This window comes from Coprococcus sp. AM97-35, from assembly GCF_027697525.1.
In the GTDB taxonomy this organism is placed as follows: domain Bacteria; phylum Bacillota; class Clostridia; order Lachnospirales; family Lachnospiraceae; genus Allocoprococcus; species Allocoprococcus comes.
In genome coordinates this window covers 1-24,243 of record NZ_JAQESL010000007.1, presented here as the reverse complement: position 1 = coordinate 24,243, position 24,243 = coordinate 1, and the positions used below count along the sequence as shown (strand labels likewise).

At 37.5% G+C, this 24,243-nt stretch carries 24 protein-coding genes; 9 read left to right on the top strand and 15 right to left on the bottom strand.

The features are described from left to right. Positions 1-106: 106 nt before the first annotated feature. From PG840_RS07525 to PG840_RS07490, 8 genes are all read right to left on the bottom strand, one after another. Positions 107-1,555, bottom strand: a complete 1,449-nt coding sequence (locus PG840_RS07525) for an ATP-binding protein (RefSeq protein ID WP_161170223.1) — start codon at positions 1,553-1,555, stop codon at positions 107-109. 11 nt (positions 1,556-1,566) lie between these two features. Further along, positions 1,567-3,585 (bottom strand): radical SAM protein, encoded by a 2,019-nt coding sequence (locus PG840_RS07520; RefSeq protein WP_117557942.1) that lies wholly within the window; start codon positions 3,583-3,585, stop codon positions 1,567-1,569. 101 nt (positions 3,586-3,686) lie between these two features. After that, positions 3,687-4,691, bottom strand: a complete 1,005-nt coding sequence (locus PG840_RS07515; protein ID WP_270613472.1) for a ParB N-terminal domain-containing protein — start codon at positions 4,689-4,691, stop codon at positions 3,687-3,689. Positions 4,692-4,700: 9 nt separating this feature from the next. Further along, positions 4,701-6,179 carry a DEAD/DEAH box helicase gene (locus PG840_RS07510; protein WP_117557946.1) on the bottom strand — a complete coding sequence of 493 codons (1,479 nt, stop codon included), beginning with the start codon at positions 6,177-6,179 and terminating at the stop codon, positions 4,701-4,703. Between the two features lie 2 nt (positions 6,180-6,181). Then, on the bottom strand, positions 6,182-6,601 hold the full coding sequence (locus tag PG840_RS07505; protein WP_117598315.1) for a hypothetical protein: 420 nt from the start codon (positions 6,599-6,601) through the stop codon (positions 6,182-6,184). Then, positions 6,582-7,580: a ParB/RepB/Spo0J family partition protein gene (locus tag PG840_RS07500; protein WP_117557950.1), complete on the bottom strand. Its 999-nt coding sequence runs from the start codon at positions 7,578-7,580 to the stop codon at positions 6,582-6,584. The genes PG840_RS07505 and PG840_RS07500 overlap by 20 nt, the downstream gene beginning before the upstream one ends. Continuing rightward, the gene (locus PG840_RS07495) at positions 7,577-7,777 is read right to left on the bottom strand and encodes a helix-turn-helix domain-containing protein (RefSeq protein WP_117557952.1); all 201 of its coding nucleotides are present in this window, start codon (positions 7,775-7,777) and stop codon (positions 7,577-7,579) included. Before PG840_RS07495 ends, PG840_RS07500 begins: the two co-directional genes overlap by 4 nt. Positions 7,778-8,015: 238 nt before the next feature. Continuing rightward, positions 8,016-9,704, bottom strand: a complete 1,689-nt coding sequence (locus tag PG840_RS07490) for a recombinase family protein (RefSeq protein WP_270205657.1) — start codon at positions 9,702-9,704, stop codon at positions 8,016-8,018. A 337-nt stretch (positions 9,705-10,041) separates the two neighbouring features. Between PG840_RS07490 and PG840_RS07485 the strand changes: the two genes are divergently transcribed. Continuing rightward, positions 10,042-10,227, top strand: a complete 186-nt coding sequence (locus tag PG840_RS07485) for a hypothetical protein (protein ID WP_014080774.1) — start codon at positions 10,042-10,044, stop codon at positions 10,225-10,227. Beyond that, positions 10,220-10,828 carry a hypothetical protein gene (locus tag PG840_RS07480; RefSeq protein ID WP_005348504.1) on the top strand — a complete coding sequence of 203 codons (609 nt, stop codon included), beginning with the start codon at positions 10,220-10,222 and terminating at the stop codon, positions 10,826-10,828. The genes PG840_RS07485 and PG840_RS07480 overlap by 8 nt, the downstream gene beginning before the upstream one ends. A gap of 47 nt (positions 10,829-10,875) precedes the next feature. Here PG840_RS07480 and PG840_RS07475 read toward each other — a convergent pair whose 3' ends face one another. Next, positions 10,876-11,010, bottom strand: a complete 135-nt coding sequence (locus PG840_RS07475) for a hypothetical protein (protein WP_005348500.1) — start codon at positions 11,008-11,010, stop codon at positions 10,876-10,878. Between the two features lie 250 nt (positions 11,011-11,260). On the opposite strand from PG840_RS07475, the gene PG840_RS07470 reads away from it, so the two are divergent. After that, a complete protein-coding gene (locus PG840_RS07470; RefSeq protein WP_270205658.1) occupies positions 11,261-13,507 on the top strand; it encodes a tetratricopeptide repeat protein in 2,247 nt (748 codons plus the stop codon). 37 nt (positions 13,508-13,544) lie between these two features. On the opposite strand, the gene PG840_RS07465 is transcribed toward PG840_RS07470, so the two are convergent. The 5 genes from PG840_RS07465 to PG840_RS07445 all read right to left on the bottom strand — a co-directional run bounded on the left by PG840_RS07465 (position 13,545) and on the right by PG840_RS07445 (position 18,101). After that, a complete protein-coding gene (locus PG840_RS07465) occupies positions 13,545-14,417 on the bottom strand; it encodes an ATP-binding cassette domain-containing protein (protein WP_005348496.1) in 873 nt (290 codons plus the stop codon). Positions 14,418-14,420: 3 nt separating this feature from the next. After that, positions 14,421-15,077, bottom strand: a complete 657-nt coding sequence (locus PG840_RS07460; protein WP_008705633.1) for a hypothetical protein — start codon at positions 15,075-15,077, stop codon at positions 14,421-14,423. Beyond that, positions 15,074-16,144, bottom strand: coding sequence for an ABC transporter permease subunit (locus PG840_RS07455; RefSeq protein WP_117688332.1), 1,071 nt, complete (start codon positions 16,142-16,144; stop codon positions 15,074-15,076). Before PG840_RS07455 ends, PG840_RS07460 begins: the two co-directional genes overlap by 4 nt. A 116-nt stretch (positions 16,145-16,260) precedes the next feature. Then, entirely contained in the window at positions 16,261-17,439 is a 1,179-nt protein-coding gene (locus tag PG840_RS07450; protein ID WP_270613470.1) for a sensor histidine kinase, read from the bottom strand. Continuing rightward, on the bottom strand, positions 17,427-18,101 hold the full coding sequence (locus tag PG840_RS07445) for a response regulator transcription factor (RefSeq protein ID WP_014080778.1): 675 nt from the start codon (positions 18,099-18,101) through the stop codon (positions 17,427-17,429). The genes PG840_RS07450 and PG840_RS07445 overlap by 13 nt, the downstream gene beginning before the upstream one ends. 220 nt (positions 18,102-18,321) lie before the next feature. Here PG840_RS07445 and PG840_RS07440 point away from each other — a divergent pair, with 220 nt between their 5' ends. The 6 genes from PG840_RS07440 (at position 18,322) to mobQ (ending at position 23,459) form a co-directional block, all read left to right on the top strand. Next, positions 18,322-19,239: a ParM/StbA family protein gene (locus PG840_RS07440; protein ID WP_117688329.1), complete on the top strand. Its 918-nt coding sequence runs from the start codon at positions 18,322-18,324 to the stop codon at positions 19,237-19,239. Between the two features lie 3 nt (positions 19,240-19,242). Then, positions 19,243-19,626, top strand: a complete 384-nt coding sequence (locus PG840_RS07435; protein WP_005348488.1) for a hypothetical protein — start codon at positions 19,243-19,245, stop codon at positions 19,624-19,626. A gap of 24 nt (positions 19,627-19,650) precedes the next feature. Next, the gene (locus PG840_RS07430; protein ID WP_005348487.1) at positions 19,651-20,367 is read left to right on the top strand and encodes a replication initiator protein A; all 717 of its coding nucleotides are present in this window, start codon (positions 19,651-19,653) and stop codon (positions 20,365-20,367) included. Next, the gene (locus tag PG840_RS07425; RefSeq protein WP_270613469.1) at positions 20,364-21,221 is read left to right on the top strand and encodes an ATP-binding protein; all 858 of its coding nucleotides are present in this window, start codon (positions 20,364-20,366) and stop codon (positions 21,219-21,221) included. The genes PG840_RS07430 and PG840_RS07425 overlap by 4 nt, the downstream gene beginning before the upstream one ends. Before the next feature lie 170 nt (positions 21,222-21,391). After that, positions 21,392-21,613, top strand: a complete 222-nt coding sequence (locus PG840_RS07420) for a DUF3847 domain-containing protein (protein ID WP_005348485.1) — start codon at positions 21,392-21,394, stop codon at positions 21,611-21,613. Between the two features lie 136 nt (positions 21,614-21,749). After that, positions 21,750-23,459 carry a MobQ family relaxase gene (gene mobQ / locus PG840_RS07415; RefSeq protein ID WP_118373743.1) on the top strand — a complete coding sequence of 570 codons (1,710 nt, stop codon included), beginning with the start codon at positions 21,750-21,752 and terminating at the stop codon, positions 23,457-23,459. Between the two features lie 131 nt (positions 23,460-23,590). Here the strand turns inward: mobQ and PG840_RS07410 are convergent. Continuing rightward, the coding region (locus tag PG840_RS07410; RefSeq protein ID WP_442872505.1) for a hypothetical protein at positions 23,591-24,243 on the bottom strand (653 nt) is incomplete at its 5' end.

Sequence of the window (24,243 nt, the reverse complement as noted above, 5' to 3'; positions counted from 1 at the left end):
ATACCGGGATAAATATTGATCGGCCTGTTTAACAAAATATAAAAAACCCTAGGTAGCGAACCTAATGTTATTAGGTCAAACATATGTTCTTTTGTCAATTTTAGAATTAAAACGAATCGATTATTGTCTGGATAATATCATTAGCTTTGGCATTAGTATATTTTGCATACAATGCATCAAAAACATGCTCTAGCGTCTGCTTCTGGTCGACTGTAAACTTACTATTCAGATTCAAAACATTATATTTTGTTTTCTTTTTTCCCATATCCATAAGCAGTGATAACTTACTGAGCAGATCTGTATTGGCAACCGAATCAGAATCATCCATATCATAACTATCTAATTCTGTCCCAAGAGAAATGTCCACTCCATCTACATCCGTAACACTTTCATCAGCCAAAAATTTCTTATCGCTCTGAGTTAAACTTCTTTCGTAAGATCGGTGACGTATCTGCCTTGACATTTCATTAGCCCATTCCGTGAACTGACTAAGCAGTTCTTTATAGGCACTATTTTTTTCATAGTCATCTCGTCTTGTATTCGGAATGATATCTTCATTAAAGACAAGCAACTCTCCAACCATCCAGCTATTAAATCGTTCCTCTTTATAACATTTCCTTAATGTATTCTCGTCACCAATAAGAATATTTCCTTGCCTGATCCTAATTCCCTTTATATCTTTATCCAAAACGGTTCCTAAAAAGTTTGTCTCCGCATACCAAAGCATAGCCGTAACTTTTTCGCCAGAATAAAAGGGCACGAAGTTAATATCTGATATAGAATCATTTATTTTTCTTATCCTATCAGCAAGTATTTTATTCTTGTACGGTTTGCAAATATCTATTACCGTACGGTCTGTTCTCAGCTCCACATTATATTCCGCAAGTTCAACCTCCATCTGGACCAACTTTTGTTTTATCATTGAGCCCCATACAAAGTCTCTAGAAAACGGAACCGGAAGATTCTGTTGTAAATACGGGACCACCTCGGAATCATTCAGCAAATCACTTTCTGGGACTACTCCGTAAAGCTCAACTGAAAAGTAATGCTTATTAATACGCTCGGGTATTTCTTCAATTGTGAGAACACTTGATAAAACTTGATCAATCGAATCACGACTGTCCACTTGTGGAGAGAGTAAGTACTTTAATTTTTCAGCATCATATATAATACAGGATGCCTTTTCTTCTCCATGGATAGATGTCAAAAATTTCAACTTCTGACAATATCCTAATCCTGATAATCTTCCAATTCCCCTAAAGCCTCGACTATTAGAATGTCTTTTCTTGGAATTTCCTATATCTATAAGATTTGAGTAAATATCATTTGCTCCAACGCCAGTTCCATTATCTGAAATCTTTATTATCCTTTCAGATTCTGAAACCGTAATTGAGATCTTTTCTTCTCCTTTCTTTAGAATCCCCTGCTCAAGAGCCTCGTCAATTGAATCGGCTGCGTTTTGTACATACTCCCTATATAAGTCTAACGGAGATACATACAATCCGCTTGTAAGGGACTCTAGTGTGAACTTTCCAATTAATAACTGATGCTCCACTATTCTGTCTCCTATAATTCAAATATACTTATCTGATGATACAGTTCTTTAATCTGTTCTTCTATTACAGAAATTATTTGTGTATCACCAGGCTGAGCGCCATTTGTCTTTATTAATACATCTTTCAATTCATCCAAATGTAATAATAGAATTTTTCTTATTGGCGCCTCTTTTAATTCGTATGCGCTGTTCATAATAATCTGCTCCTCTTGTTTTGAAAGCAAATTACTCACGTGAAAATATGGAATGAACTGTAATAATGAGAAATCAAAATCAACTAAGCGTTTGGATTTGTTTGCCTTTATTAGCATCGTTAATTTATCATTATCATGCCCGCTGAACAGATCGATTTTTTTCAACAAATCTGTACATACTTTTTCCCCAAAATTTTCAAGTATACCGGCGATTACTTTGTATCCCGGTTTCGAACTCAGTATCGTTTCAACGATACGAGAATACATAAACGGGAGTTCTTCTAAAATAAATGTGCTAATTATTCTTTTTGTATCCTCCGTGCAATCCGAGAATACTCGAATTGTTGCACTTGGCGTAAGATAAAGAAAATACAATTTTTTCAGTTCTTCATTTTCAATTTTGTCTAACGTTTCCACGCTAAATCTATTACACCCAATATATTCCAGAACTGTATCCTTCTCGAACATCGAATAATACTTCATCCAGGTGTCGATAAGATGTCTATTTTCAGACCACTGTGTATACCGAATCTCTCTTTCAAATTTCGGCTCATCTTTTCTTTCTACAAAATGACCACGTTTATTTAACAATCTTTCAGGCATTGCAAGATACATCACGAAGTCTTCGGCTGTCTTACCAAAATCTGCCTCAAAGAAGGATCTTCCCTGGATACCTTTTCCCTGTGTTGGTATCAACATGCACTGTAGAGCTCGAAGATATTTTGCATTCCAATTAGCACCAATAAATCCTCTTTGATCATTATCTAGCGGAATATATCTCATAGGGAACGAAAAAATAGCAATTTTTCTTCCCAGCTCCTCGGTTAAATTTTCGCCAAGCTCCATAGTCAGGTGCATGCGATAGAATAAGTCCTCTGGTGTATCCGCATGATAAGAGTGCCCTTTACCAGTGAAATCCTCTCCATTGTATAAAAGGTAATTGGACATATGATCAATCCCTGCCCTTGCACACAATGTAATCGCGCGCACATATACATCTTCATCTTCAATATGATCAAAGGCGATACGTGCTGGTTTTATTGCTAATTCTCCTAACCTTTGTGCTTTATGCTCATTAAGTAAAAATGCATCTAACCCCTGGTTGAAATCAACATGTCTTACAACAGTTTTTCCTGTTTTCGGATTTACAAATGTTGCACCTTTTTCAAATCCTAATGCTTTTATCTCATCAATTATTTGATCAAATTTGGGAGATCTCAAAACATTATTATCCATCAACAAAAGGTCTCGTTTTGGTCCAAACTCTTTATCAATTCTCTTAATACTATCTGAAATAGATACATATGGCTCATATGTAGGTTCCAATGTTTTAACCGCACAAAAAGTACAGTTCATACCACAGCCCCTAGTCATATATGTAAAGTATGCATCCTCCGCAGGATATTTATACTCATCCTTTATATCGTCCAATATCCCGTAATCCAAAGGAAGTGTGTCGATACACTCCTCCCCTTTTAATCCAAGGGTACCTTCGTGATTAAGAAGTCCGGTATTATTTATTACAGTAGGAAATTCCTTTGCAATCCACTCCGGCCGCAGTGTTGCCAGGATACCTCCCGTAAAAACCTTTCCGCCTGGTTTTACTACAGACAGCGCATATTGTAATGCTTTTTTTGTATTTTCCCACTCGAAGGTAAAAAGAGTAGTTACATATACTCTATCCCATTTTTTATTTTCTAGTCCCTCCGGTAATCTTCCCTTTGCGAATCTTACATAATCGTGCATGATATAACGATGAAAATACGCAATTTTCATTAGCCCGATTGGTGGGTATTTATTTTTGTATGCCGGTTCAATTAACAATATATCTTCCACGATTAAACTCCTACGCATAGTGAAACCGTCCTGGAGCGCTATCACCAGAACGGTTTCATTATAACCATTTTCTTTTGATTTGTCGATCCCTGACTTCTCTACTATTTTTTCTCATCAATTTCTTTCATTAACTGAGTTACTGCTGTATTAATTTTTCTCAATGAAAATAATATGTCTTTACTATTGCCAACAGCCTCTTTTTTTAACTCATCGCAAAAATCTTTTTCTGAAATTAATCTCTGAAATTTTTTTACTTTTTCATAGTTGTCACCGCTTCTTCCGGTGGCCTCAAAACGTGCATGGGCCTCTTCTAAGTCGATATCACCTTTAATATAATCCTGCATTATATGCGTTGAACTTTTACCCTCATCAGAAGCAATTTTTCCCAGTATATCTCTTACGTCCTGAGCTCTGACAATTCCCCCTGTCTTTACCTGCTTTGCGAAAAACGAATCCATCTCTGGATAAGTGTTTCGATATTGTTTAATGCCTTTGTTCTGTACATACTGCTCATACATATTCCAATGAGATTGATGAGTATCATTATGCTCTACCATCAAGCCATATATCTCACAGTATTTTTTTACAGTTATCGCTGAAATACCCACTTGTTTTCCCAAGGCGGAATCCGAACATCCCAATTCCTTCTTTTGTCTATAAATATAGGCGGCTTGTTCAAATTTACTCCAATCCTTTTTAGGATTTAAATGGAATGTACCGAGAAGTGTAAATATATCTGAGTCAGAAATATCCTCTGGTAATATCTGCACCAAGACTCTAGACCATTTAAGCGGGTCATTTTTTGCTAAGATTCTGTATGCTGCCAGGCGGCTATTTCCCTCCAACACAACATATCTATCTTTTCGTTTGACCACTATCAGCGGCTCAATAAGGCCACCATTTTGCATGATTTGTGACTTCAAACTCTTAACATGGTCCAGTGAACACATTATCTCTTCAATTTCTGTCTGAGTCGGATTATCGTGTCCATTTTCATGCAATACCGAATATACTCTAGGATTATCAAGGTAAAACAATAAATCTTGTTGTAATAATTCTGTTTCGGTAACTTCAAACTTTTTCTGTCCAATAACTCTTATTCCCATACTGCCACCTTATTCATCTACTTCTTCAAATCCCAAAATGCTTTTTACAATATCTCCAAAACTATAATCAGCCACGCCTTGATAATCTCCTAAGCTGATATCTCCCTGTGATAATGCCGCTGCATTTTGCTTAGCTTTCAATAATAAGTCAACCCATTCATCTATACTGTCCTTAATAATAATATTATGAACATAGCATGTTTTTTTCTGTGAAATGCGGTGTATTCTATCCTGTGCCTGCAAATAATCATCTAGGCTGAAACCTCTATCATAGAAAATAACATGATTAGCCATTGTTAGTGTCAGACCTTCTTTTGCAGATGCTGGAGTTGCAAAGAGAATACGAATATCATCATCATGAAATTTTTGGACAGAACGATTTCTAGCATCCATATTCATTTTCCCATGTATTTTTACAGCACCTAAATCCTGATACTTTTTAGTGAAGTAATCTATATTCTCAATAAAATTACTCCATACAATACATTTTTCACCATTTGCCAATATTTTTTGAATAAGTTCATCCAACAAAGGCTCCTTTGCAGATGCTTCGCATTCCTCGTCTACCAATTTGGGATTTGATGTAACCTGTATTAAGCGAAGTAGACGCTTGACAATTGCAGAGGAATCATCAATATATCTTTCACCATCTCTTACCACTTCAGCATATAATTCAGTTCTTATCCGCTCGTACAACTCCTCTTGCATACGATTGAATTCTGTAACTTCCTGTATATATACTTTATCCGGCAGTGTAATGATTCCACTATTTTTTGTTTCGCGAACTGTAAAAGAACTTATCCTATTAAAAATCTGGGAAATATTATCTTCAAACTCTTCCTGTAAATCAGTATTTCTACTAAGTTTATTGCTAAGGTCTGTTTCCTTTTTAAACTCGTTAAAATCAGCCCCCAGACTTTCTCCAAAGTCCAAAAAATATATCTGTGCCCAGATATCATATGGTCTATTGGCTACAGGTGTACCTGTCATTATAATTCTTCGCTGAAACAACGGAGCCAACTCAAAATAGGTCTTTGTTAATTTTGAATTAGGATTCTTCAATTTTGCAGACTCATCAATAATTATCCCGACATTTCTAACTTTCAAATACAATTCGAATTGTTGTTTTTCTGTTTCTAGAGTCTCAAAATTTGTCAACACCACTCTGTATGGTCCACAAAAAATTCGGTAGTTATTATTTTTATCTGTATTTAACACTGCAGGTTTTATCGAAGTATGGTCTTTAAACTCGTTAACCCAGTTTGCAACCAGCTGTTTTTTGGTAACAATTAAAGCAGTATCCATCGAACACTCTGACAGCCAATATAAAAGCACATCAATGGCAATTTTAGTTTTACCCAATCCCTGCTCATGAAAAATCGCAGCATATTCTAAATCTTTCACCGCATCTACAGCTTCTTGCTGATACGGAAAAGCCTTAAATTTGGCTATATATTTAGGCTCTCGTTTTAACTTGTTACTTTTCATAACTATACAATCATTCCAATCGCTTTTACTTCATAATCCCCAGGTATTTCTTTCTTGATTTTTCCAAGAATATTATTTGCCCTGGCCCGGTCTTCAAGAGGAACTGCCAAAACAAATGTTGCATGTCCCTGGTTTAATGAACATTTTTTCAAGTATGAGTAATATTGATTTATACTATGTTCTCTCAAAATGTCATCACTTGTTTTTGCCTCTCCTATAAACATAACACCGTTGTATTCAAAAAATACGTCTGGTCTGTATCCTTCCATTGTCAATTGAGGAAGCGGTCGTCCATCATTAATATCGGTTTCGATAAAATAACTCAACTCCTCCCCAACGCTATCTTTAATAAATCTTAAGGCGTATTCAACTAAAACCTTATGCTTATTTGATTCTCCCATATCAGTTACCATCAATTTCATCTAAGACTATGCTCTGCACTGTCTCAACTACTTTTCGTAGTGCGTTTAATTTTTCCTCATACTCAGCATCTGTTTTTAGCTTAAGGACCTCCACATGTGTAATGTCAAACATTCTCTTTGAAAGTTCATTGGCCAACATCTCGTAGGTAACATTTTTCAGAGAATCCGGTGTGATATCCTCAGCTTCTAAAATTTTCTTAGCCGCAGCCGTGTCATGCTTTAAAAAAGCCTGCCTTGCTCTTTTACTATTCAGAATCTGTGGTAATCGTCTCACGTCTTCTAATCGAGAGAATTTTTCATCTACCATCCATTGTGCAAAATCAGTTTTGTCATATCCATGTAACTGAAGACTTTCCACAACATTCTTTTTTTGTAATTCAACAAAGCCGGAAAATTTCTTTTGATCGAACTGTGTGTCATCCTCACATAGTGGAGCATATATATCTCTCATATCTTTATATGCTTGAATCATGTAGCGAATTTCTGATGCTTTTGAGGATCCACCACAATACGCCAAAAGTTCTTTCATAGGCATTTTCTCTTCGTCCGAAAGAAAGGTTAAATATTTCGCCTTGGCATAAGCATCCCAATCTCTTGGTCCAACCAAATGTGCCTGTAACCGAATTGAGTGCATTTCATTATTTTCGAGATTCTCATAGATGATAGCCCTGATTTTATTCCAATTTCCTGGCACATTGTCCCTAATAAAATCTCTATATATTTGCAGACGAGTGTTACCCTCGATAACTACGTATCTGCCATCCGGAAAGTGATTTACAATAATTGGATTAATGATTCCACCATGCTCCTTGATAGACTCCTTTAAACTTGCACAACTGTCAGTTCCAGTTCCTAGCAGCATAGCAAGTAATTCTCCTGATCTGCTTTCTTCCGGATAGTTTTGTAAATAATTTTGTATACGCGGATTTGTAAAATCCAAATCTAATAAAGCTGTATCAATCTCAGTATATGAACTCATTTAGCGCCCTCCTCTATCTCATCACTATTTTTTCTTGTACGCCTGGGATCTTCAGGCTTTATCGCATTATCAGGTATTAGCCATGTATTTCCCTTCATAATCGCTCCTTCGATCCGCCCATTTGTACAGTATGTTGTTACTCTTCGTCTGGAGAGCCCCCACTTTTTTGCCATTTCGGTTGTTGTTAAAAGTTCCATATACTTCCTCCATATTACAATGACAACATATTTATTATAATCCTTTAGAGGAACACTTTCAATGGAATATCTTGTACAAATGGTAAAATCCGCGGACACGCTTTATGCCGATAAAGTTTCGGTGCACAAGCAGTTGTCCGCGGATTTTACTTACACCCCTTGTGGGGAAATTCTATATTCTCATAATTTTTCGCTAAAAACACAGGTTCATATCCTGCGATAATCGCCGGAAACCCACTTAAACTGGGGCTTTTCTCGAGAGTAAACAGACCGTCTCAACGGTACTTTCGTTGTCCCAACAAAGTTCCTGTGTCTCCCTGTCTCCAAAATACACCGGAAAACGGAACTTTATGTGCTTCAGGAATCTGCCATCTGGCTGCTCCTGCTCGTAAATGTCTACCTGTTCCACAAAGCTGTTAAGAAATTCTTTCTTCTCCAGGTCGGTGAACTTATCATATAGTTTATCAAAATATAAAAGAAATTGATAGACGTTTTCTTCTGATATTTTCTGTTGCCGAATATTCAACAGGCGATTCTTTACTTCCTCTATACTGTTCTCCACGCCTTCAATCTCATCATACAAACGGTATAACCTTGTCTCCATATCCTGATATTTCTTCTCATAAAATTTATCCATAATATCCAGACTGTCCATCTGCTGTCCAAGTCTTGCTTTTGCTCCGGTCAACTGCCTGTGCTGCTTTTCCAATCCGTCAATCTCTTTTTCTATTTCTTCTGTATCTATTCTTGAACCAATTTTATTCAGAATTGCTTCTTCAAATTTAGGATTCTTCACCAGCTTCCGAATAACTTCTTCCACTGCATTGTTAATCTTCTCCTCACTCCATTGTTTACGATATCCACATTTATGACCGTCTACCAGACGACGATGTTTACAGGCATAATAGAAATAATCTTTATATAAGGTTCCGTCTTTCTTTTTCTTTCGGTTCACGTTCCCATACATACCGCTTCCACATAACGGACATCTCAATATTCCAGATAAGATATGCTCATGATCCAGACTATGCGTCTTTTCATATTTCACACCTGTTTTTTCCCGTTTTTGATGTGCCAGCTCCCAATCTGTTTCTGAAATAATCCCTTCGTGGATACCATCATGCAGCATATAATTTTCCTGTTTTACAATGCGATATTCATTTCTTGTTCCAGAAACTTTCTCGTTCTTCCTTTGTCCATAAGCCAACTTTCCACAGTATACCGGATTATCCAGAACACCTTTTATAAAGGAAGAGGCAAATGCGTCCAATGTATTATTCTGTCGTTTTTTCTTTTTATATCCATGCTGGTTCAGCCATGCAGCAATCGCAGAGATTCCCATATTAGTATGAATAAATTTGTCATAAATCAAACGAATAATCTCCGCTTCGTCCTCTGCAATCTGTAATTCTCCATTTACCAATTCATAACCATATGGAGCGAATCCTCCGTTCCATTTTCCTTCCCTGGCTTTCTGCTTACGTCCTTCCATTGTCTGAACAAGGATATTCTCCCGTTCAATCTCTGCCACCGCAGACAGAACAGAAATCATCAGCTTTCCACTATCTTTTGAGCTGTCAATTCCATCTTCTACACAGATCAGATTCACTCCAAAATCCTGCATCCTCTGCAAAGAGTTTAATACATCTGCTGCATTACGACCGAATCTGGAAAGCTTGAACACCAGTACAAACTGTACCTCATCTGTTCCATTCTCAATATTATCCAACATTCTCTGAAATTCCGGTCTGCCCTCTACGCTCTTTCCAGACTTACCTTCATCTGAATACTCATTTACGATTTCCATATTCTGAAATTCCGCATATCTCTTGAGTTTTTCTTTCTGAGCATCCAGACTGTAGCCATCTACCTGCATGGTTGTGGATACTCTGGTATATATATCGCATTTAATCTTTTTATTCTTCATAATCTTCCTCGCAGTATAACTCTGTTTTATTGTCCCAACCTTATTTTAGTACTTGTTCCAACTATTTTCAATACTTATTTTCCGTATTGACGCATTTCTTCGCCAATCGTATAATTAAGTTAGATACAGAGCATTTCTGTTATCAAAATATTGCCCGCCCACCATTGGCGACTTATAAATGATTGGCTCGAAAATATTGTTCGCTTACCGGAAGCGTCTAATAAATGTCCGGCTTGAAAATTATTTAGAAATAATTTCTGTTTTTGATATTGTGTTTTTATCACACATTGCATATACTATAAATACACAAAAAAGCCAAAAAAGAGGAGGTGTTAGTATGGCTACTTCAAGTATTACTCATAATTTTGTCGTATCCAATCCAAATAGCGTAAAGCGTTTTGTCGCAGCAATTGACGAAGCCGACCGTGACCGCACACCAAAGCAGACACTTCCCGGACGTCAGTTAACGAACCCACAGGAAATCTTAGCTTTAATGTCAAAAAGGAAGAAAAAACATGTCTGATAAATATTTTACCGTTAATATTCGGGCATATTTGGATAAAGACGAACCGACATATATCGGAGAGGAAAGTCTTTACGACTTACTCTCCGATTTTTCTTGTCCCAAAAATCCCGATGTGGAATACTTTTTATTACATAATGCGATTGAGTTTACCAAAAAAGATCAATCTATCACTTATCTGGTATTTGATGCTGAAGATGCTTCACTGGTTGGTTATTTTTCACTTACAATAAAACCAATCTCTGTCCGTGCTTCAAATATCAGCAAGACAATGGCAAAAAAACTGTCCCGTGTCAGTATTTTGGATGAAGAAACACAATCCTATACTACCGCAGCTTACTTGATCGCCCAGTTGGGAAAGAACTATTCTCTTCCAAAGGAAAAACGAATTCCTGGAAATATTCTACTGGGATTTGCACTGGAAACCATATCCAGTCTCAAATATTCCGTAGGTGGCGTTATGGAGTTTCTTGAATGCGAAGATAATGAATTTCTTCTGAGCTTTTATACGCAGAATCATTTCAAGCCATTTGATACGCGTATTACCGCTTCTCAGAATAATGAGCCACACACTCTGCATCAGCTTTTAAAATTTATTTGATTTAAAAATGCATGAAAAAAGCGACAGTCTGATTTACATTTTGTATTTCAGGAAACTGCCGCTTCTTTTTCTTCCTTATTCTGTTTTTCTTCCTCCAACTCCCGGAGGACTTCAGCGCCGTACTTATCAATCATCCGTACCAGAAAATCAATGCACCGCTCAAATTCAATATTCTGTTGCATAAGCTCCTCCCGTTATTGTTTTGATCTGAGCTTATTTTACAGAACCTGCCGGAAAACCACATTGAATAGAAATTGATTGTAAATTGACACAATCAATTTAAAAATATCCGCATTTTCTTGAATCGAATATATGTTCGTATTATGATAGATATACTTAATCTTAACTACGAAAGGGGAATTTCTATTGAATCGATGCGATTTTTCTTCTATTAGCACTTGCTTAAAAAATCATATCAGCGAAAGTAATCAAATGAGTCAGCCTGATTTTTTATACGAATTATTTGAAGATTTTATGGATGATCCGGCAAATCAGGATTTTTCTATGGATAATGGTCTGGTTTGTCGTTGGCTGACCGGTCAAGCAAAGATCAGTCCCAAAATATCTGCCTACTATTCCAAACCCAGTAATCAGAAAAAACTGGCAGAAACCATTCACCAGAATCTGCTTCCATTGATGTCTGACTGCAATATGGCTATGCAGGATATATACACATTATTTATACAAGATGACACCATCTCCGATGCCAAAAAGAAAAATCTGGCTTCTCTGTACAAACCAGCCAGCTCACGTCTGCTTTTTCTTGCAAAGCTGATTTCTTTTGGCATGGAGCGACAATTTATCAAACGTGATACTAAAAATCAAAAATTAATTGCCGGAGGTGCCCTGTCACCCATTGTGCTGGATTATATTATGGACAGTGAGGTTCCGAAACCATGCCGTCATTTTATCGGAAGAGATAAAGAACTAGAAGAATTATATACCATGCTTGAGGAAAACCGTCATGTTTTTCTTTGCGGAATTGCCGGTATTGGTAAAAGCGAACTTGCCAAAGCCTACGCAAAACATTACAAAAAGCATTACACTAACATTCTATATGTAGAATATACAGGTGATCTTCATCAGGACATTACTGACATGGATTTTATTGATGATCCACCAGAAATCAGCGAACAGGAACGGTTTCAAAGACATAACCGTTTTCTGCGTTCCCTGAAATCCGATACTCTGCTTATCATAGATAATTTTAATGTCACAGCTACACAGGACAGTTTTCTGTCAGTAGTATTAAAATACCGCTGTCAGATTTTATTTACGACCAGAAGTAATCTGAATGAATACTGTACTTTTCAATTAAAAGAAATAAAGGATATAAACATTCTTTTCCAACTGACATCTGCATTTTATTCAGAAGCAGACAAGTATCGTTCGACCGTCGAAAAAATCATAGAGACCGTACACTATCATACATTTGCTGTAGAACTGGCTGCAAAACTTTTGGAAAATGGAATTTCAACTCCAGGTCAGTTATTAGCAAAACTTCAGGAAGAAAGAGCATCTCTCGATAACGAAGATAAAATTAAGATAATCAAGGATGGTCAAAGCAGTAAAGCCACTTATTATAGTCATATCCATACTCTATTTTCACTATATGCTTTATCCCGAAAACAGCAGGATATCATGTGCAATTTGTGTTTTCTTCCTTACACTGGTATTTCTGCCCGCATATTCGCCAAATGGCTGGAACTGCCTACCTTAAATGAAATTAACGACTTGATTGAAACTGGTTTTGTGCAGACAACTACACGTCACACAATCTCCCTGCATCCTATGATTAAGGAAATTGCCCTTTCAGAGACAAAACCATCTGTAAGTAGCTGTCACATATTACTGGATTCTTTACAGAAAATATGTTTAATGCATGGAATTGAAGTCGATTATTACAAGAAGCTGTTTCAGACAGCAGGAAACATCATAGAATTGATTGAAAAAGATGATATACCAAAATATCTACTTTTTCTGGAAAATGTTTTTCCATATATGGATAATTATAATTACCAGAAAGGTATGAAAGAAATCATTCAGGAATTAAAAAATTTTTTGAAGCCTAAAGACATTGGCACCGATTCTGACCAGGCATTGTTACTGGATTTTCAGGCTACTCTTGAAATCAAGCCAGAAAAAGCAATAAAACTGGAAAAGGATGCACTTGCCCAGATAGAAAATATCACTGCTGACAATGCTCGCCTTGTTTCCAACCTTCATGCCAATCTCGGTGGACTTTACCGCATGAACGGTCATCCCGATCTTGCAAGAGAACACATGGAAAAAAGTATCTCACTGCTTGACCAATTTAACCTGCTTCATATAAATGACAGCATACCTCAGATTGCCAATTATGCAATGTTCCTGACAGAACAGCAGGAACCCGAAAGAGGCATCTCTGAATTGCAAAAATTATCCGGCATCATCAAGGAATACCATTCCGATGACTGTCTGGATTATGCCAAAGTACAGGAAACCCTTGGAACCATTTATCTGATGACTGCCAATCTTCCGCAAGCCAAAACACATTTTAAAAGAGCTTTCAAAATATATGAAAAGATCTGGGCTGATGAACCAGAAATGATTGAAGCAAAATATCAGGAAATTCAGGAGTTATATCCACAGATTGGATTTTGCATTGGAAAAAATCTATCCGGTCTTTTAACAAAATAAGCATAATTTACGGCGGGCAACTTGCCCGCCGTTATATTCAACTATTCGTCAAATAAATATATGCATCTTCCAAAGTGATATCATTATCCAGGACACAATTCTCATTTGGCTTTCCTTTGCTTAATACTTTCATATGAATTCCATTTTCTACATACTGCTTAGATGATATAGAATAATTGGCTTCTAACAAACGGGCTTCTTCTGCATTTTGTACCGTACAATTCCAAACACAGCCCTTTGCATTTTCCAGCAACCCACTCACGCTTCCAGAATATAAAAAACTTCCCTTTTTCATAATGGCAAGCTGTGTACAGGTTGCTGCTAAATCTTCTACTACATGAGTGGAAAACAGCACAGTTCTATCCTTTGAAAAATCAACCAAAAGATTGCGGATCCTGATTCTTTCTTCCGGATCTAACCCGGTGGTAGGTTCATCAATAATCAAAAAATCCGGATTATTAAGAAGTGCCTGTATGAGTCCGACACGTCTCTTCATACCACCAGATAATTGCCGCATTTTTTTATTCTGATGCTCTGTAAGAGAAGTCTTTTCCAGATAATAGGTAATTCTTTGTTCGAGGTCATTTCTGGCTACTCCTGACAGTCCCCCCATATATACAAGACATTCTTTCACCGTAAGATTCGGATATAAGTCGATTTCCTGTGGAAGATAACCAATCTTTTTCTGTATTTTCTCATAATTTCCCTCGTTATACAGAATTCCATCAAGGGAAACCATTCCTTCCGTTTGTTTTAAAACAGTTGTAAGAACCCTCATCAAAGTGGTTTTTCCGGCACCATTCTCACCCAAAAGTCCGTAAATTCCCTTAGGTATTTCAAGAGATGCCTTATTTACTGCAACTACACCATTTTTAAATCTAACTGTTAAATCATTTATTCTAATACTCATAATCTATCCTCTTTTCTTTAAAGTCATTGGTAATACTGCAAATAAAAACAGCCCCGCTATAAAAGACACAAGCGTTCCATAAATCCAACTCTCGGACATTAATTGAGTAGGTTCACAAAAGCTGAAAGAAAACAATCCCAGATTTCCGAAAAATGAACTTCCCGCTTTTGATATAAGTCCAATGACAATTCCAAATAAACATCCAATACCTGCCCACATATTTCGAAGCAATGTACACAAAATCACAGAGCATATACTCCAAAGCCAGATAGTTCCAAACATTGCAATGAAATATAAAAGAAATATCTGAATACCCGAAATGCCTTCGTTTACACTGCCCGGTTTTTGCCAGAAAAACAAAACATATCCAACACAGGAAAGTATTAATAAATATAATATTTGAACGCCCACTCTCTGCGATATTACTTTTAACTGCTTTTTTTGATCATACAAATGAAATACATCGGCACGCTTACTTTTTACTTCCATCAAATATGTGTCACTACAAAAAATAATTGTTAAAAATGCTATTGGCGACTGAATCGCTGAACCGATTTCTTCATAGTATATAATCGGATGAATAGCACACAATATCAGTATAAATGCACATGAATAAAAAATCTTATATAACGACAGGCAGTTTTTTAGTTCCGTTTTCAATGAACCCTCCTCCTTTTCCAGATTGTAACAGAAATACATACTAATATAACTGATGAAATTACAAGAATAATCTGATTTATGTTTGACATTTTGGCTACATGTGTTTCAAAAAATCTGCCAGGGAATCGCACCATAATAGAGAACGGTCTCATATAATAAATATCATTCTTCATGGTCAGCATATTTGAATATATAATGTGTAAAAACAAGATTGGTGCTGCCGGAAGCGGATTTTTAAATATTACTGCTGTAATTGTATAGACACAACATATCATCAAAAGATTCGGAATAATATAGATCAGAGAATTCACGCAAAAATCAATTGGTGTTACTGGAAAGCCCGATTCTAAAGACGTTTTCAAACACAGCATAAAGAATATAACATTCAAAATCACTAATACTCCCAGCATACTAATGAATCCGCTTATTACTTTCCCACATATATATTGGACTGCCGTAACAGGCTTTGTATGTAATAATTCATAGGTACTTTTTCGTGTATCCTGAATAAATAAAAATGATAGCAAGACTGTTGCAAAAAAAGCCATATGCAATCCTGCAAAATCCGTAAATTTTTTGGCAAAGTACCAGGAAAAAGAATGTTCGGATAATTTCCGCTCGATATAATGATTGATTTCTTCTGCTGTCCCCTTATGAATTTCAAGGTCATCATAAGCATATATTGCATTATAATAGCCATATTGGGATTCCAAAAACTCAGAAGCAGTCTTTACATCCATATTCTGAATTTCTTTCATTACATGATCTGCTTCCTGCCTGCTAAATCCAAAACCATTTTTGGAGGTGTCCATTAACGTCTCTTTGATCGTATCTTCCCACTCCCTTCTTCTTTCTTTATCATCAGATGTGGGAATGTACCCATCCATGACATCAGCATCTTCCAATGCTACGTCATTTTGTGTGATCTTTTCATTCGGTTTGATATAATGAATTTGCAAATACGATGACAGACATTGATACATACTGGCAACTATAATAATCAAGCCAATCCACAAAACAGGGTTCTTTAAATAATCAAGTATACTTCTTTTTATGATTGTTTTCATTGTATCTCTTCCTTTCTTTATTTCTTTAACAACATCATACAAATCAATTCTCAATAAATTCACAACAAAAAAGACTAAAACCACTTTATTTGTGATTTCAGCCTTATAAAGTATTTTTATTCAGCTTTGAAAAGAGCTTCTACATGAGCACCGCCTTGTCTGGCATTATATATTTTCAAATTTCCTCCATGCTTTTCACAGAAAATACGAGAAATATACATACCAAGGCCAAAATGCTTTAAATCATCTTGTGGATTCTTATGATAAAATGGTTCTGTTACTTTTTCCTCAGTATCCACAAACCCTATTCCATCATCTTCAACAGAAATTATAAGAAAACCATCCTTTTTCTTTATCTGCAAAGCAATACTTTTTTGTGCATATCGAACCGCATTTTCCAGTAAGTTGTCTGTCACTTCCATGACAAGTTCCTCATCCACTTTCACAATGTTTTGTTCCTGCACTCTTTCTACCTTACATAATTTACTTTCCTTCTTGGACAGCATGGCAGCTTCTGCCTCAATCTTTTTTGCCAGTTCCGATAATTCTATCTCTGAGCATTGCAGTTCCCTCTGTTCTAAATGGGACATTTTTCTCATGTTTTCCGTGAAATGCTCTATACGGTCAATCTGATACATGCCTGTTTGTAAGATATCAATAACATCCTCTGTTTTTATACTCTCAGAAGAAACAAACTCTAAGAGCATTTCCTGATACCCTCGCAATATGGAAAGTGGAGAACGTATATCATGTGCAATTGCATTCCGCAAAGCCTTCTCGTCATCAATCATTCGCCACATCTTTCTGTTATTATCTGCTAAAGCACTTCGCATCATTTCAAATTCTTTACACAAAGTTCCCATCTCATCTTTATTTTCATAGGACACATGAAAATCCAGTTCATTATCTGCAATCATTTGTGAGGCATCTTTTAGTTCCTGTAGAGGTGTCTTTAACTTATTTTTATAAAAAAAGAATACCGCAACAACACTCCTAACAATCGAAAAAATCAGTACCGAATATGTTTCCATAAAGTCACACATTTCCGAAAGATGATAGTCCAAACGATTCATCTGCGATTGATTAGGTCTTGATATCTCAATCTCGTATTTCTTTCCATATTGCTGAAACACGTCCGTATAATCTGCATAATCAATATATTTTTCCCATATTTTATTCTGCATATTTCCTGCAAAATGAACTGTAAATCCAGATAACAGAAATGCTGCCGTTAAGCTGATCACAAAATAAAGCAGAATTGTTTTTTTCAGTGACAAGTTTCTTATTTTTTCCATCGGTATCCAATCCCCCATACAGTTTCTATGTATTCTTTTTCTGAATAATCCGCTATTTTTTTCCTTATACGCCGTACTAATTCCGTTATCGTTCTACTGTCCCCTTCTGCATCATATCCACAGACTTGTGCATATATACGTTCTTTATCAAACACCTGCCCTGGATGCATGGATAAGAATTCAATAATCTGATATTCAATTTTTGTGAACTCCATCCTGTGTCCAGCTATAGCTACTATTTTTTCAGAATAATCAATCAGCATTTCATCCATGAAACGGTATTCCGTTTTTTGTTGATGCCTTTCTTCTCTCTTTATGTTTGTGACAATCCTTGCTTCCAACTCCCGAAGACTAAATGGTTTCGTAATATAATCATCCCCACCTGAAAGCAACCCATTAATTTTATCATCTTCGTCAACTCTTGCTGTCAGAAATAAAATTGGACATAACACTTTACTGCGTATCAGACGACATACTTCAATCCCATCCATGCGTGGCATATTGATATCCAACAAAATAATATCCGGTTTCATTTTTATTTTATTTAATGCTTCCATTCCATCTGTAGCCGTAATGGTTTCATATTGTTTCATATTAAAATAACTACAAAGCATTTTCACCAATTCTTTATCATCATCGACAACTAAAATCTTGTATTTCATCCAAACCACCTCCAGTATCCATATTATACGATAAAAAACAATGAAATCACAACAAGAGTACATGAAGAACGTAAGCACAATATATCTTTTTTCTCAATTCCTGCTCAATTTCCCCTCAATGCCTTTTTCCTCCGATTTTCGTATGCTTATCCCACAGCAGAGCAGTACCACACCGGTACGACCTGCTGAATCAATCAATACGAAAACGGAGGTATTTTTTATGCGAGAACTCAGAAACACCAAAATCATTGCTGTAGATCATGGCTACGGCAATATGAAAACAGCAAACACCGTCACCCCAACCGGCATCAAAGCCTATGAAACTGAACCAATCTTCACCGGGAATATTCTGGAATACAACGGCATTTACTACCGGATCGGCGAAGGACACAAAGAATTTATCCCGGATAAAGCTATGGACGAAGAATATTATCTTCTGACGCTAATGGCTATTGCAAGGGAACTGAATGTCTTTTCCATCCGTGAAGCAGATGTTCATCTGGCTGCCGGACTTCCTCTGACATGGATCAGAAATCAAAGAGAAGCTTTTCGTTCCTATCTGCTCCAGAATCCAGAAGTCCATTACCGTTTCAACGGCAAAGAATATCATCTCCGCTTTGTGGGATGTAGCCTTTACCCACAGGGATATCCGGCTATTGTAAACCACCTTGGAAATTTCAAGGGAACTAATCTCCTTGCAGATATCGGAAACGGAACCATGAACATTCTGTATATCAACAATAAGAAAGCACAAGAAAGCCGATGCTGGACAGAAAAACTTGGTGTAAACCAATGCATGATTGCTGCAAAGAACGCTGTTCTGGACAAATTTGGAGTGAAGATTGAAGAATCTACAGTAGAACAGATTCTGCGGTTTGGAACAGCTGACATTTCAGCACCATATATGGATTGTATCAGTTCTATTGCCAGACAGTATGTGGCAGAACTTTTTTCCACACTCCGCAAATATGAATACAATCCTGACCTAATGCGCCTGTATGTAGTTGGCGGCGGTGGATGTCTGATCCGTAACTTCGGAACGTATGACAAATTACGAGTCACCATCATTGATGACATCTGCGCCACCGCCAAAGGTTACGAATCTCTGGCTTATATGAGCCTGAAAAGGAGGGGATAAACCATGCAGAACAATATCCGCAACACAAACCTGCGCTTTAATCTGGACAAAGAACAGCAACGGAGAGCCTGGGAATATTTACAGACGATGGACAGGCAGGATTTTAAATCTTACAGTCAGGTAATCTCTCTTGCACTGGTAGATTATTTTGACCGCTACTACCGCACACAGGCTGATCCTTATCTGGAAACAAGAGAACGGGAAGAACTTTTTGTGAAACAGATTGTAGATGCAGTGGAAAACAGTCTGAAACAGGCATTGCCACTTTTTCTTTCCGGACTGACTGCAGGCATGGCGCAAAGGGAGCCCCAAATCAGGGCATCCTTTCCAGCACCTGAAAATTCACAGCCAGATAGTGATGTAGACTGGGATTTTCTTGGGGAATAAACCCTTTTGATTGGAGGTGAACACATGACTGACTTTCTGACAGCAGACACCAACCTGCCATCTTATATGATGTTTCCCCGTTTCCTTCTGGACATGGAAATAAACGAAACTGCCAAAATGCTTTATATTATCCTGCTCGACCGGGCAAGGCTTTCCCAGAAAAATGAGGGGTGGTCAGATACAGACGGTCATGTGTTCATTTACTTTACGATTGAAGCACTGGCAGAAGTTCTCCACAAAAGCCAGATGACGGTTAAAACTGCTCTGGCAGTACTGGAAAAACAGGAGCTTATCTTCCGAAAACGGCAGGGTCCCGGACAGCCCAATCGGATTTATGTAAAACTCCCAAAAGAAACCATCCACTATACAGACAGATTTCTTTCCCTAAGACAGACAAAAAACTGTCCTATTGACAGACAGGATTCTTTCCCTGATACAGACAGAAAACTGTCTGGTAATAAGAAAGAGATAAAAAAGAACAATTTAGCAATAAGAGGGAGTAAGGAGCCACTCTCACCCTATGGAAAATTTCAAAATGTTTTTCTGTCAGAAAAAGAGCTTGAAGATATCCGGCAGACAATCCCTGACTGGAAGGATTATATTGAACGCTTATCCGGTTATATGGCTTCTACCGGAAAGCAATATCAGAACCACGCAGCTACCATCATCAGTTGGGCAAGACAGGATCATCCTGCTTCCCGACAACGAAATTACGAAAGTGAGGAATACGAAACATTATGACAAAATTTATAGAAAAACCAACAGCTATAACCCCAAACAGAGAGCTTCAGTCTGATGAATATTTTAACGAAACAGACCACCTGATCTACTGTTCCAAATGCAATACGCCAAGGCAATGCAGGCATGAATTACAGGGAAAGGTTCTTATTCCTTCCATCCGCTGTAAATGCCAGCAGGAAATCTTTGAGCAGGAAGAAGCCCAGAGAAAACTTCATGAAAAACAAATGGAAATAGAGCATCTTAAAACCAGCGGCTTACAGGACAAAGCACTCTATGACTACACTTTTGCCAGGGATAACGGCATCAATCCGGAAATAAAACTGGCACACAATTATGTAAGCAACTGGGAAGAGATGAGAGCAAATGCTTCCGGACTTCTCATCTGGGGTGATGTCGGTACTGGAAAATCTTTTTTTGCAGGCTGCATTGCCAATGCCCTTCTGGAAAAAGGCGTTCCTGTACTGATGACCAACTTTTCCCGAATTCTAAATACCCTTACCGGAATGCATTTTGAAGACAGAAACCAGTTCATCAACAGCTTAAACCGCTACAGTCTTCTGATTATTGATGATCTCGGAATTGAGCGGAACTCTGACTTTGCACTGGAACAGGTATTCAATGTGATCGACAGTCGTTACCGCAGTAAAAAGCCCCTGATCATAACGACCAATCTCACTTTATCAGAGCTGAATAACGCCGCTGATATCGCACACAAACGAATTTATGACCGTATTCTGGAGAGATGTATTTCTGTCCGTATCAATAACCGGAATATTCGTCAGGACAATGCAACAGCTAATTTAAAACAGGCAAAAAGAATTCTGTTAAACAATCATGCTCCGAACCAGAACTGAAGCAAAGAAGCATAACACGATAATTATTCTTCACTGACAGTGGTACTACTTTCTTTCCTTATTTATCACCAGAAACATGCCACTGTCAGTTATCCGAAACTATAGTACCAAACCATAAGATTTTAAAACCAATACTGCCCGGATACGGGCATAAAAAGGAGGTGCCAGATATGGCAGATAAAAAAATCATGACACCGGAAGAAAAAGCACTTTTACAGGCAAGACACCGCCAAGAAGAAGCCGAAGCAAGAAATCGCAAAAAAGAACGTGATGCCAGAACACACCGATTAGTCCAGGAAGGAGCCATTTTGGAAAGTATTGTTCCCCATATTAAAGAAATGGATTTGGATTCCCTGAAACGGGAGCTGATAATCCGGCTACGAGGAATGTAAACGCACAAGTTCTACTCCCGAAGGGCGCACTTACTCACCACCCGATAAATCGGGCGGTGGTATCCCCTACGGGGCTCGTGCGCTCTGCCGAGGGCTTTTCCGCTGTTGCAGGCAACATCGAAAGGAGGTGCCAGATATGGCAATTTATCATATGCAAGCCAAAGTTGTCAGCCGTGGTTCCGGACGTTCCGCTGTCGCAGCTTCTGCTTATATGAGCTGCAGCCGGATGTACAATGATTACGATGGCATCCAGCATGATTACACCAGAAAGCATGGACTCATTTATCAGGAAGTATTGCTTCCACCGATGGCTTCACCAGAATGGAAAGACCGTGAACAACTCTGGAATGCTGTGGAAGCTGCAGAAAAAACAAAAGACAGCCGACTGGCAAGGGAATTTGTTGTCGCACTTCCCGTTGAATTAGATAAGGACAGTAATATTTCTCTTCTAAAAGATTTTATTCAAAAGAACTTTGTAGATATGGGCATGTGCGCTGACTTTGCTATTCACGATACGGATGGACACAATCCTCATGCACACATTCTGCTTACCGTCCGTCCACTGAACGAAAACGGAACATGGCAGTATAAAACAGAAAAAGAATATCTCTGCATAAAAAATGGAGAAGAAAAAGGATTTACAGCTACTGAATTCAAAGCTGCTCAAAAAGATGGCTGGGAAAAGCAATACAGATATAAAGTTGGGAAAAAGAAAGTTTATATGACCGCATCTGTCGCACAGGAAAAAGGCTATGACCGCATCGACAAGCATCCAAAAAGCAGCCGCTATGGCAGACAGAATCCCATTTCTGAACAATGGAACAGTGATGAGCAACTCTGTATCTGGAGAGCAAACTGGGCAGATACTGTAAATGAAATGCTTGCCCACAATCAGATAAATGCATCCATTGATCACCGCAGCTTTGCAGATCAGGGAATCACCGAACAGCCGACCATCCACGAAGGCTATATTGCTCAAAACATGGAAAAGAAAGGAATGATAGCTGACCGCTGTGAAATCAACCGCCAGATTCGTGCAGATAACCAAATGCTCCGGGAATTAAAAGCTCAGGTAGAGAAACTGGCTCAAGCTGTCAAAAATTCTATTCCTGTAATTGCAGAAACAATGGAAACTATCCGAAATCATATGATCTTTACACAATATCATTTACTTCATAATGAGATGCAAAAAGAAGTAATTCATGATTGGATGAATCATTTTAATCCAATACTGAATAAATACAACACCGTTAAAAAGAAACTCAAAGCTAAAGTTACAGAACGGAAAGAGCTGAATGTAGAAAAAGAGAAAACCAGTATTTTGAATCCCATCCAGCATATAAAATTGAATCAGCAGCTTACCACTGTTACGGAAGAAATTGAAGAACTGAAATCAAGGAAAGAGCAACTAATCTTCCAGGCACAATGCTCCACTGATAAAGATATGACGAATCTATCCAAAAAATATGACCAGATGAATAGCAATCTTGATATCCTGGATTCTCAGGACATCTCCCTTAAAAAGCAGCTTAAAAAAGACGCCGCTGCTTTCCGGGAAGAAAAATTTCGTCCTGAACCTGAACAGTATACAGAATTGCTGGACACCAGAATCCAGATACGTCCTGATTTCCGGGATAAGCTGATCGAGCAGCTCAAAGGTACTTTTGGTAAGTATTATGACTATCACCGCCGTGATATTGCCGCCAATGAGGTAGATTATCTCAATGTGGAAGATCCTGATGTTTTTTCCCATCGTGCCTGGGAACTTGAATATCAGAGGAAACAGGAGATGCGGCGAAATCAGCCTGCCAGAGCTAAGAAAAGGTCATATGATATGGAATTATAATCATCATCGAGTAGATAATATGCTCTTACAACTCTCTTGTTTAAAAGGCGTATGGATTTAAAAGTTCCATACGCCCAATTCACTTTAACCAGTTACAATCTGCCATGTTTTCTTGTATAAAACCACATTCATTATAATGCTGAGATTCTTTGTTGCATATCAATAACTTGAACTTTACTATTTTTAAGAACTAATCCATACGAAAAATGAATCGTATTTCCTCCCACTGGTTCAAATTTAACATATTGTCCACATATATTTCTATTACGTTCACCAAATATTTTCTTTATCTTTTCTGGCAATACACTATATATCGGACATGACACATCTATAGTATAAAATCCATTTTTCATAGGATTACCTCTGTCACTAAACCATTCACTTATTGAAATTCTATTACCTGCTACAGATTTACATTGAGCTGTATATTCTTTGCCACGTAATGTAAACATTAATGGGGTTTCCTCTGGAATATTAGAAGATACTTGAAATCTTATCTTTCCATCATTCATTTTCCAGCTCAATGAAGCTTCAATCTTCAATTCCTTTCCATTAATAGGTTGTTTAGGTTCTAATTCCTCGGGCAATGGCAATAAATCTCCCATCTCAACGTAATGATTTTTATAATACCATCTACCATATTTCTGTATAAATCCCCATGATGACAAATAATTGCTGTTTAACTGATCTATAGTAGCATCCGAAAACTGAAATCCTCTTTTTGAATAATCTACTCTTGAATATGCACGTAAAATTATAGTAAACTTTATATCTGATTTTTGAT

Excerpts from the sequence above, each read along its gene's own strand:
- PG840_RS07500 (WP_117557950.1), bottom strand. The coding sequence starts at position 7,580 with ATGAGTTCATATACTGAGATTGATACAGCTTTATTAGATTTGGATTTT.
- PG840_RS07485 (WP_014080774.1), top strand. The coding sequence starts at position 10,042 with ATGGCTACTTCAAGTATTACTCATAATTTTGTCGTATCCAATCCAAAT.
- PG840_RS07420 (WP_005348485.1), top strand. The coding sequence starts at position 21,392 with ATGGCAGATAAAAAAATCATGACACCGGAAGAAAAAGCACTTTTACAG.
- PG840_RS07470 (WP_270205658.1), top strand. The coding sequence starts at position 11,261 with ATGAGTCAGCCTGATTTTTTATACGAATTATTTGAAGATTTTATGGAT.
- PG840_RS07495 (WP_117557952.1), bottom strand. The coding sequence starts at position 7,777 with ATGGAACTTTTAACAACAACCGAAATGGCAAAAAAGTGGGGGCTCTCC.
- PG840_RS07450 (WP_270613470.1), bottom strand. The coding sequence starts at position 17,439 with ATGGAAAAAATAAGAAACTTGTCACTGAAAAAAACAATTCTGCTTTAT.
- PG840_RS07435 (WP_005348488.1), top strand. The coding sequence starts at position 19,243 with ATGCAGAACAATATCCGCAACACAAACCTGCGCTTTAATCTGGACAAA.
- PG840_RS07505 (WP_117598315.1), bottom strand. The coding sequence starts at position 6,601 with ATGAAATTGATGGTAACTGATATGGGAGAATCAAATAAGCATAAGGTT.
- PG840_RS07490 (WP_270205657.1), bottom strand. The coding sequence starts at position 9,704 with ATGAAGAATAAAAAGATTAAATGCGATATATATACCAGAGTATCCACA.
- PG840_RS07465 (WP_005348496.1), bottom strand. The coding sequence starts at position 14,417 with ATGAGTATTAGAATAAATGATTTAACAGTTAGATTTAAAAATGGTGTA.
- PG840_RS07515 (WP_270613472.1), bottom strand. The coding sequence starts at position 4,691 with ATGGGAATAAGAGTTATTGGACAGAAAAAGTTTGAAGTTACCGAAACA.
- PG840_RS07455 (WP_117688332.1), bottom strand. The coding sequence starts at position 16,144 with ATGAAAACAATCATAAAAAGAAGTATACTTGATTATTTAAAGAACCCT.
- PG840_RS07440 (WP_117688329.1), top strand. The coding sequence starts at position 18,322 with ATGCGAGAACTCAGAAACACCAAAATCATTGCTGTAGATCATGGCTAC.
- PG840_RS07475 (WP_005348500.1), bottom strand. The coding sequence starts at position 11,010 with ATGCAACAGAATATTGAATTTGAGCGGTGCATTGATTTTCTGGTACGG.
- PG840_RS07480 (WP_005348504.1), top strand. The coding sequence starts at position 10,220 with ATGTCTGATAAATATTTTACCGTTAATATTCGGGCATATTTGGATAAA.
- PG840_RS07430 (WP_005348487.1), top strand. The coding sequence starts at position 19,651 with ATGACTGACTTTCTGACAGCAGACACCAACCTGCCATCTTATATGATG.
- PG840_RS07425 (WP_270613469.1), top strand. The coding sequence starts at position 20,364 with ATGACAAAATTTATAGAAAAACCAACAGCTATAACCCCAAACAGAGAG.
- PG840_RS07445 (WP_014080778.1), bottom strand. The coding sequence starts at position 18,101 with ATGAAATACAAGATTTTAGTTGTCGATGATGATAAAGAATTGGTGAAA.
- mobQ (WP_118373743.1), top strand. The coding sequence starts at position 21,750 with ATGGCAATTTATCATATGCAAGCCAAAGTTGTCAGCCGTGGTTCCGGA.
- PG840_RS07510 (WP_117557946.1), bottom strand. The coding sequence starts at position 6,179 with ATGAAAAGTAACAAGTTAAAACGAGAGCCTAAATATATAGCCAAATTT.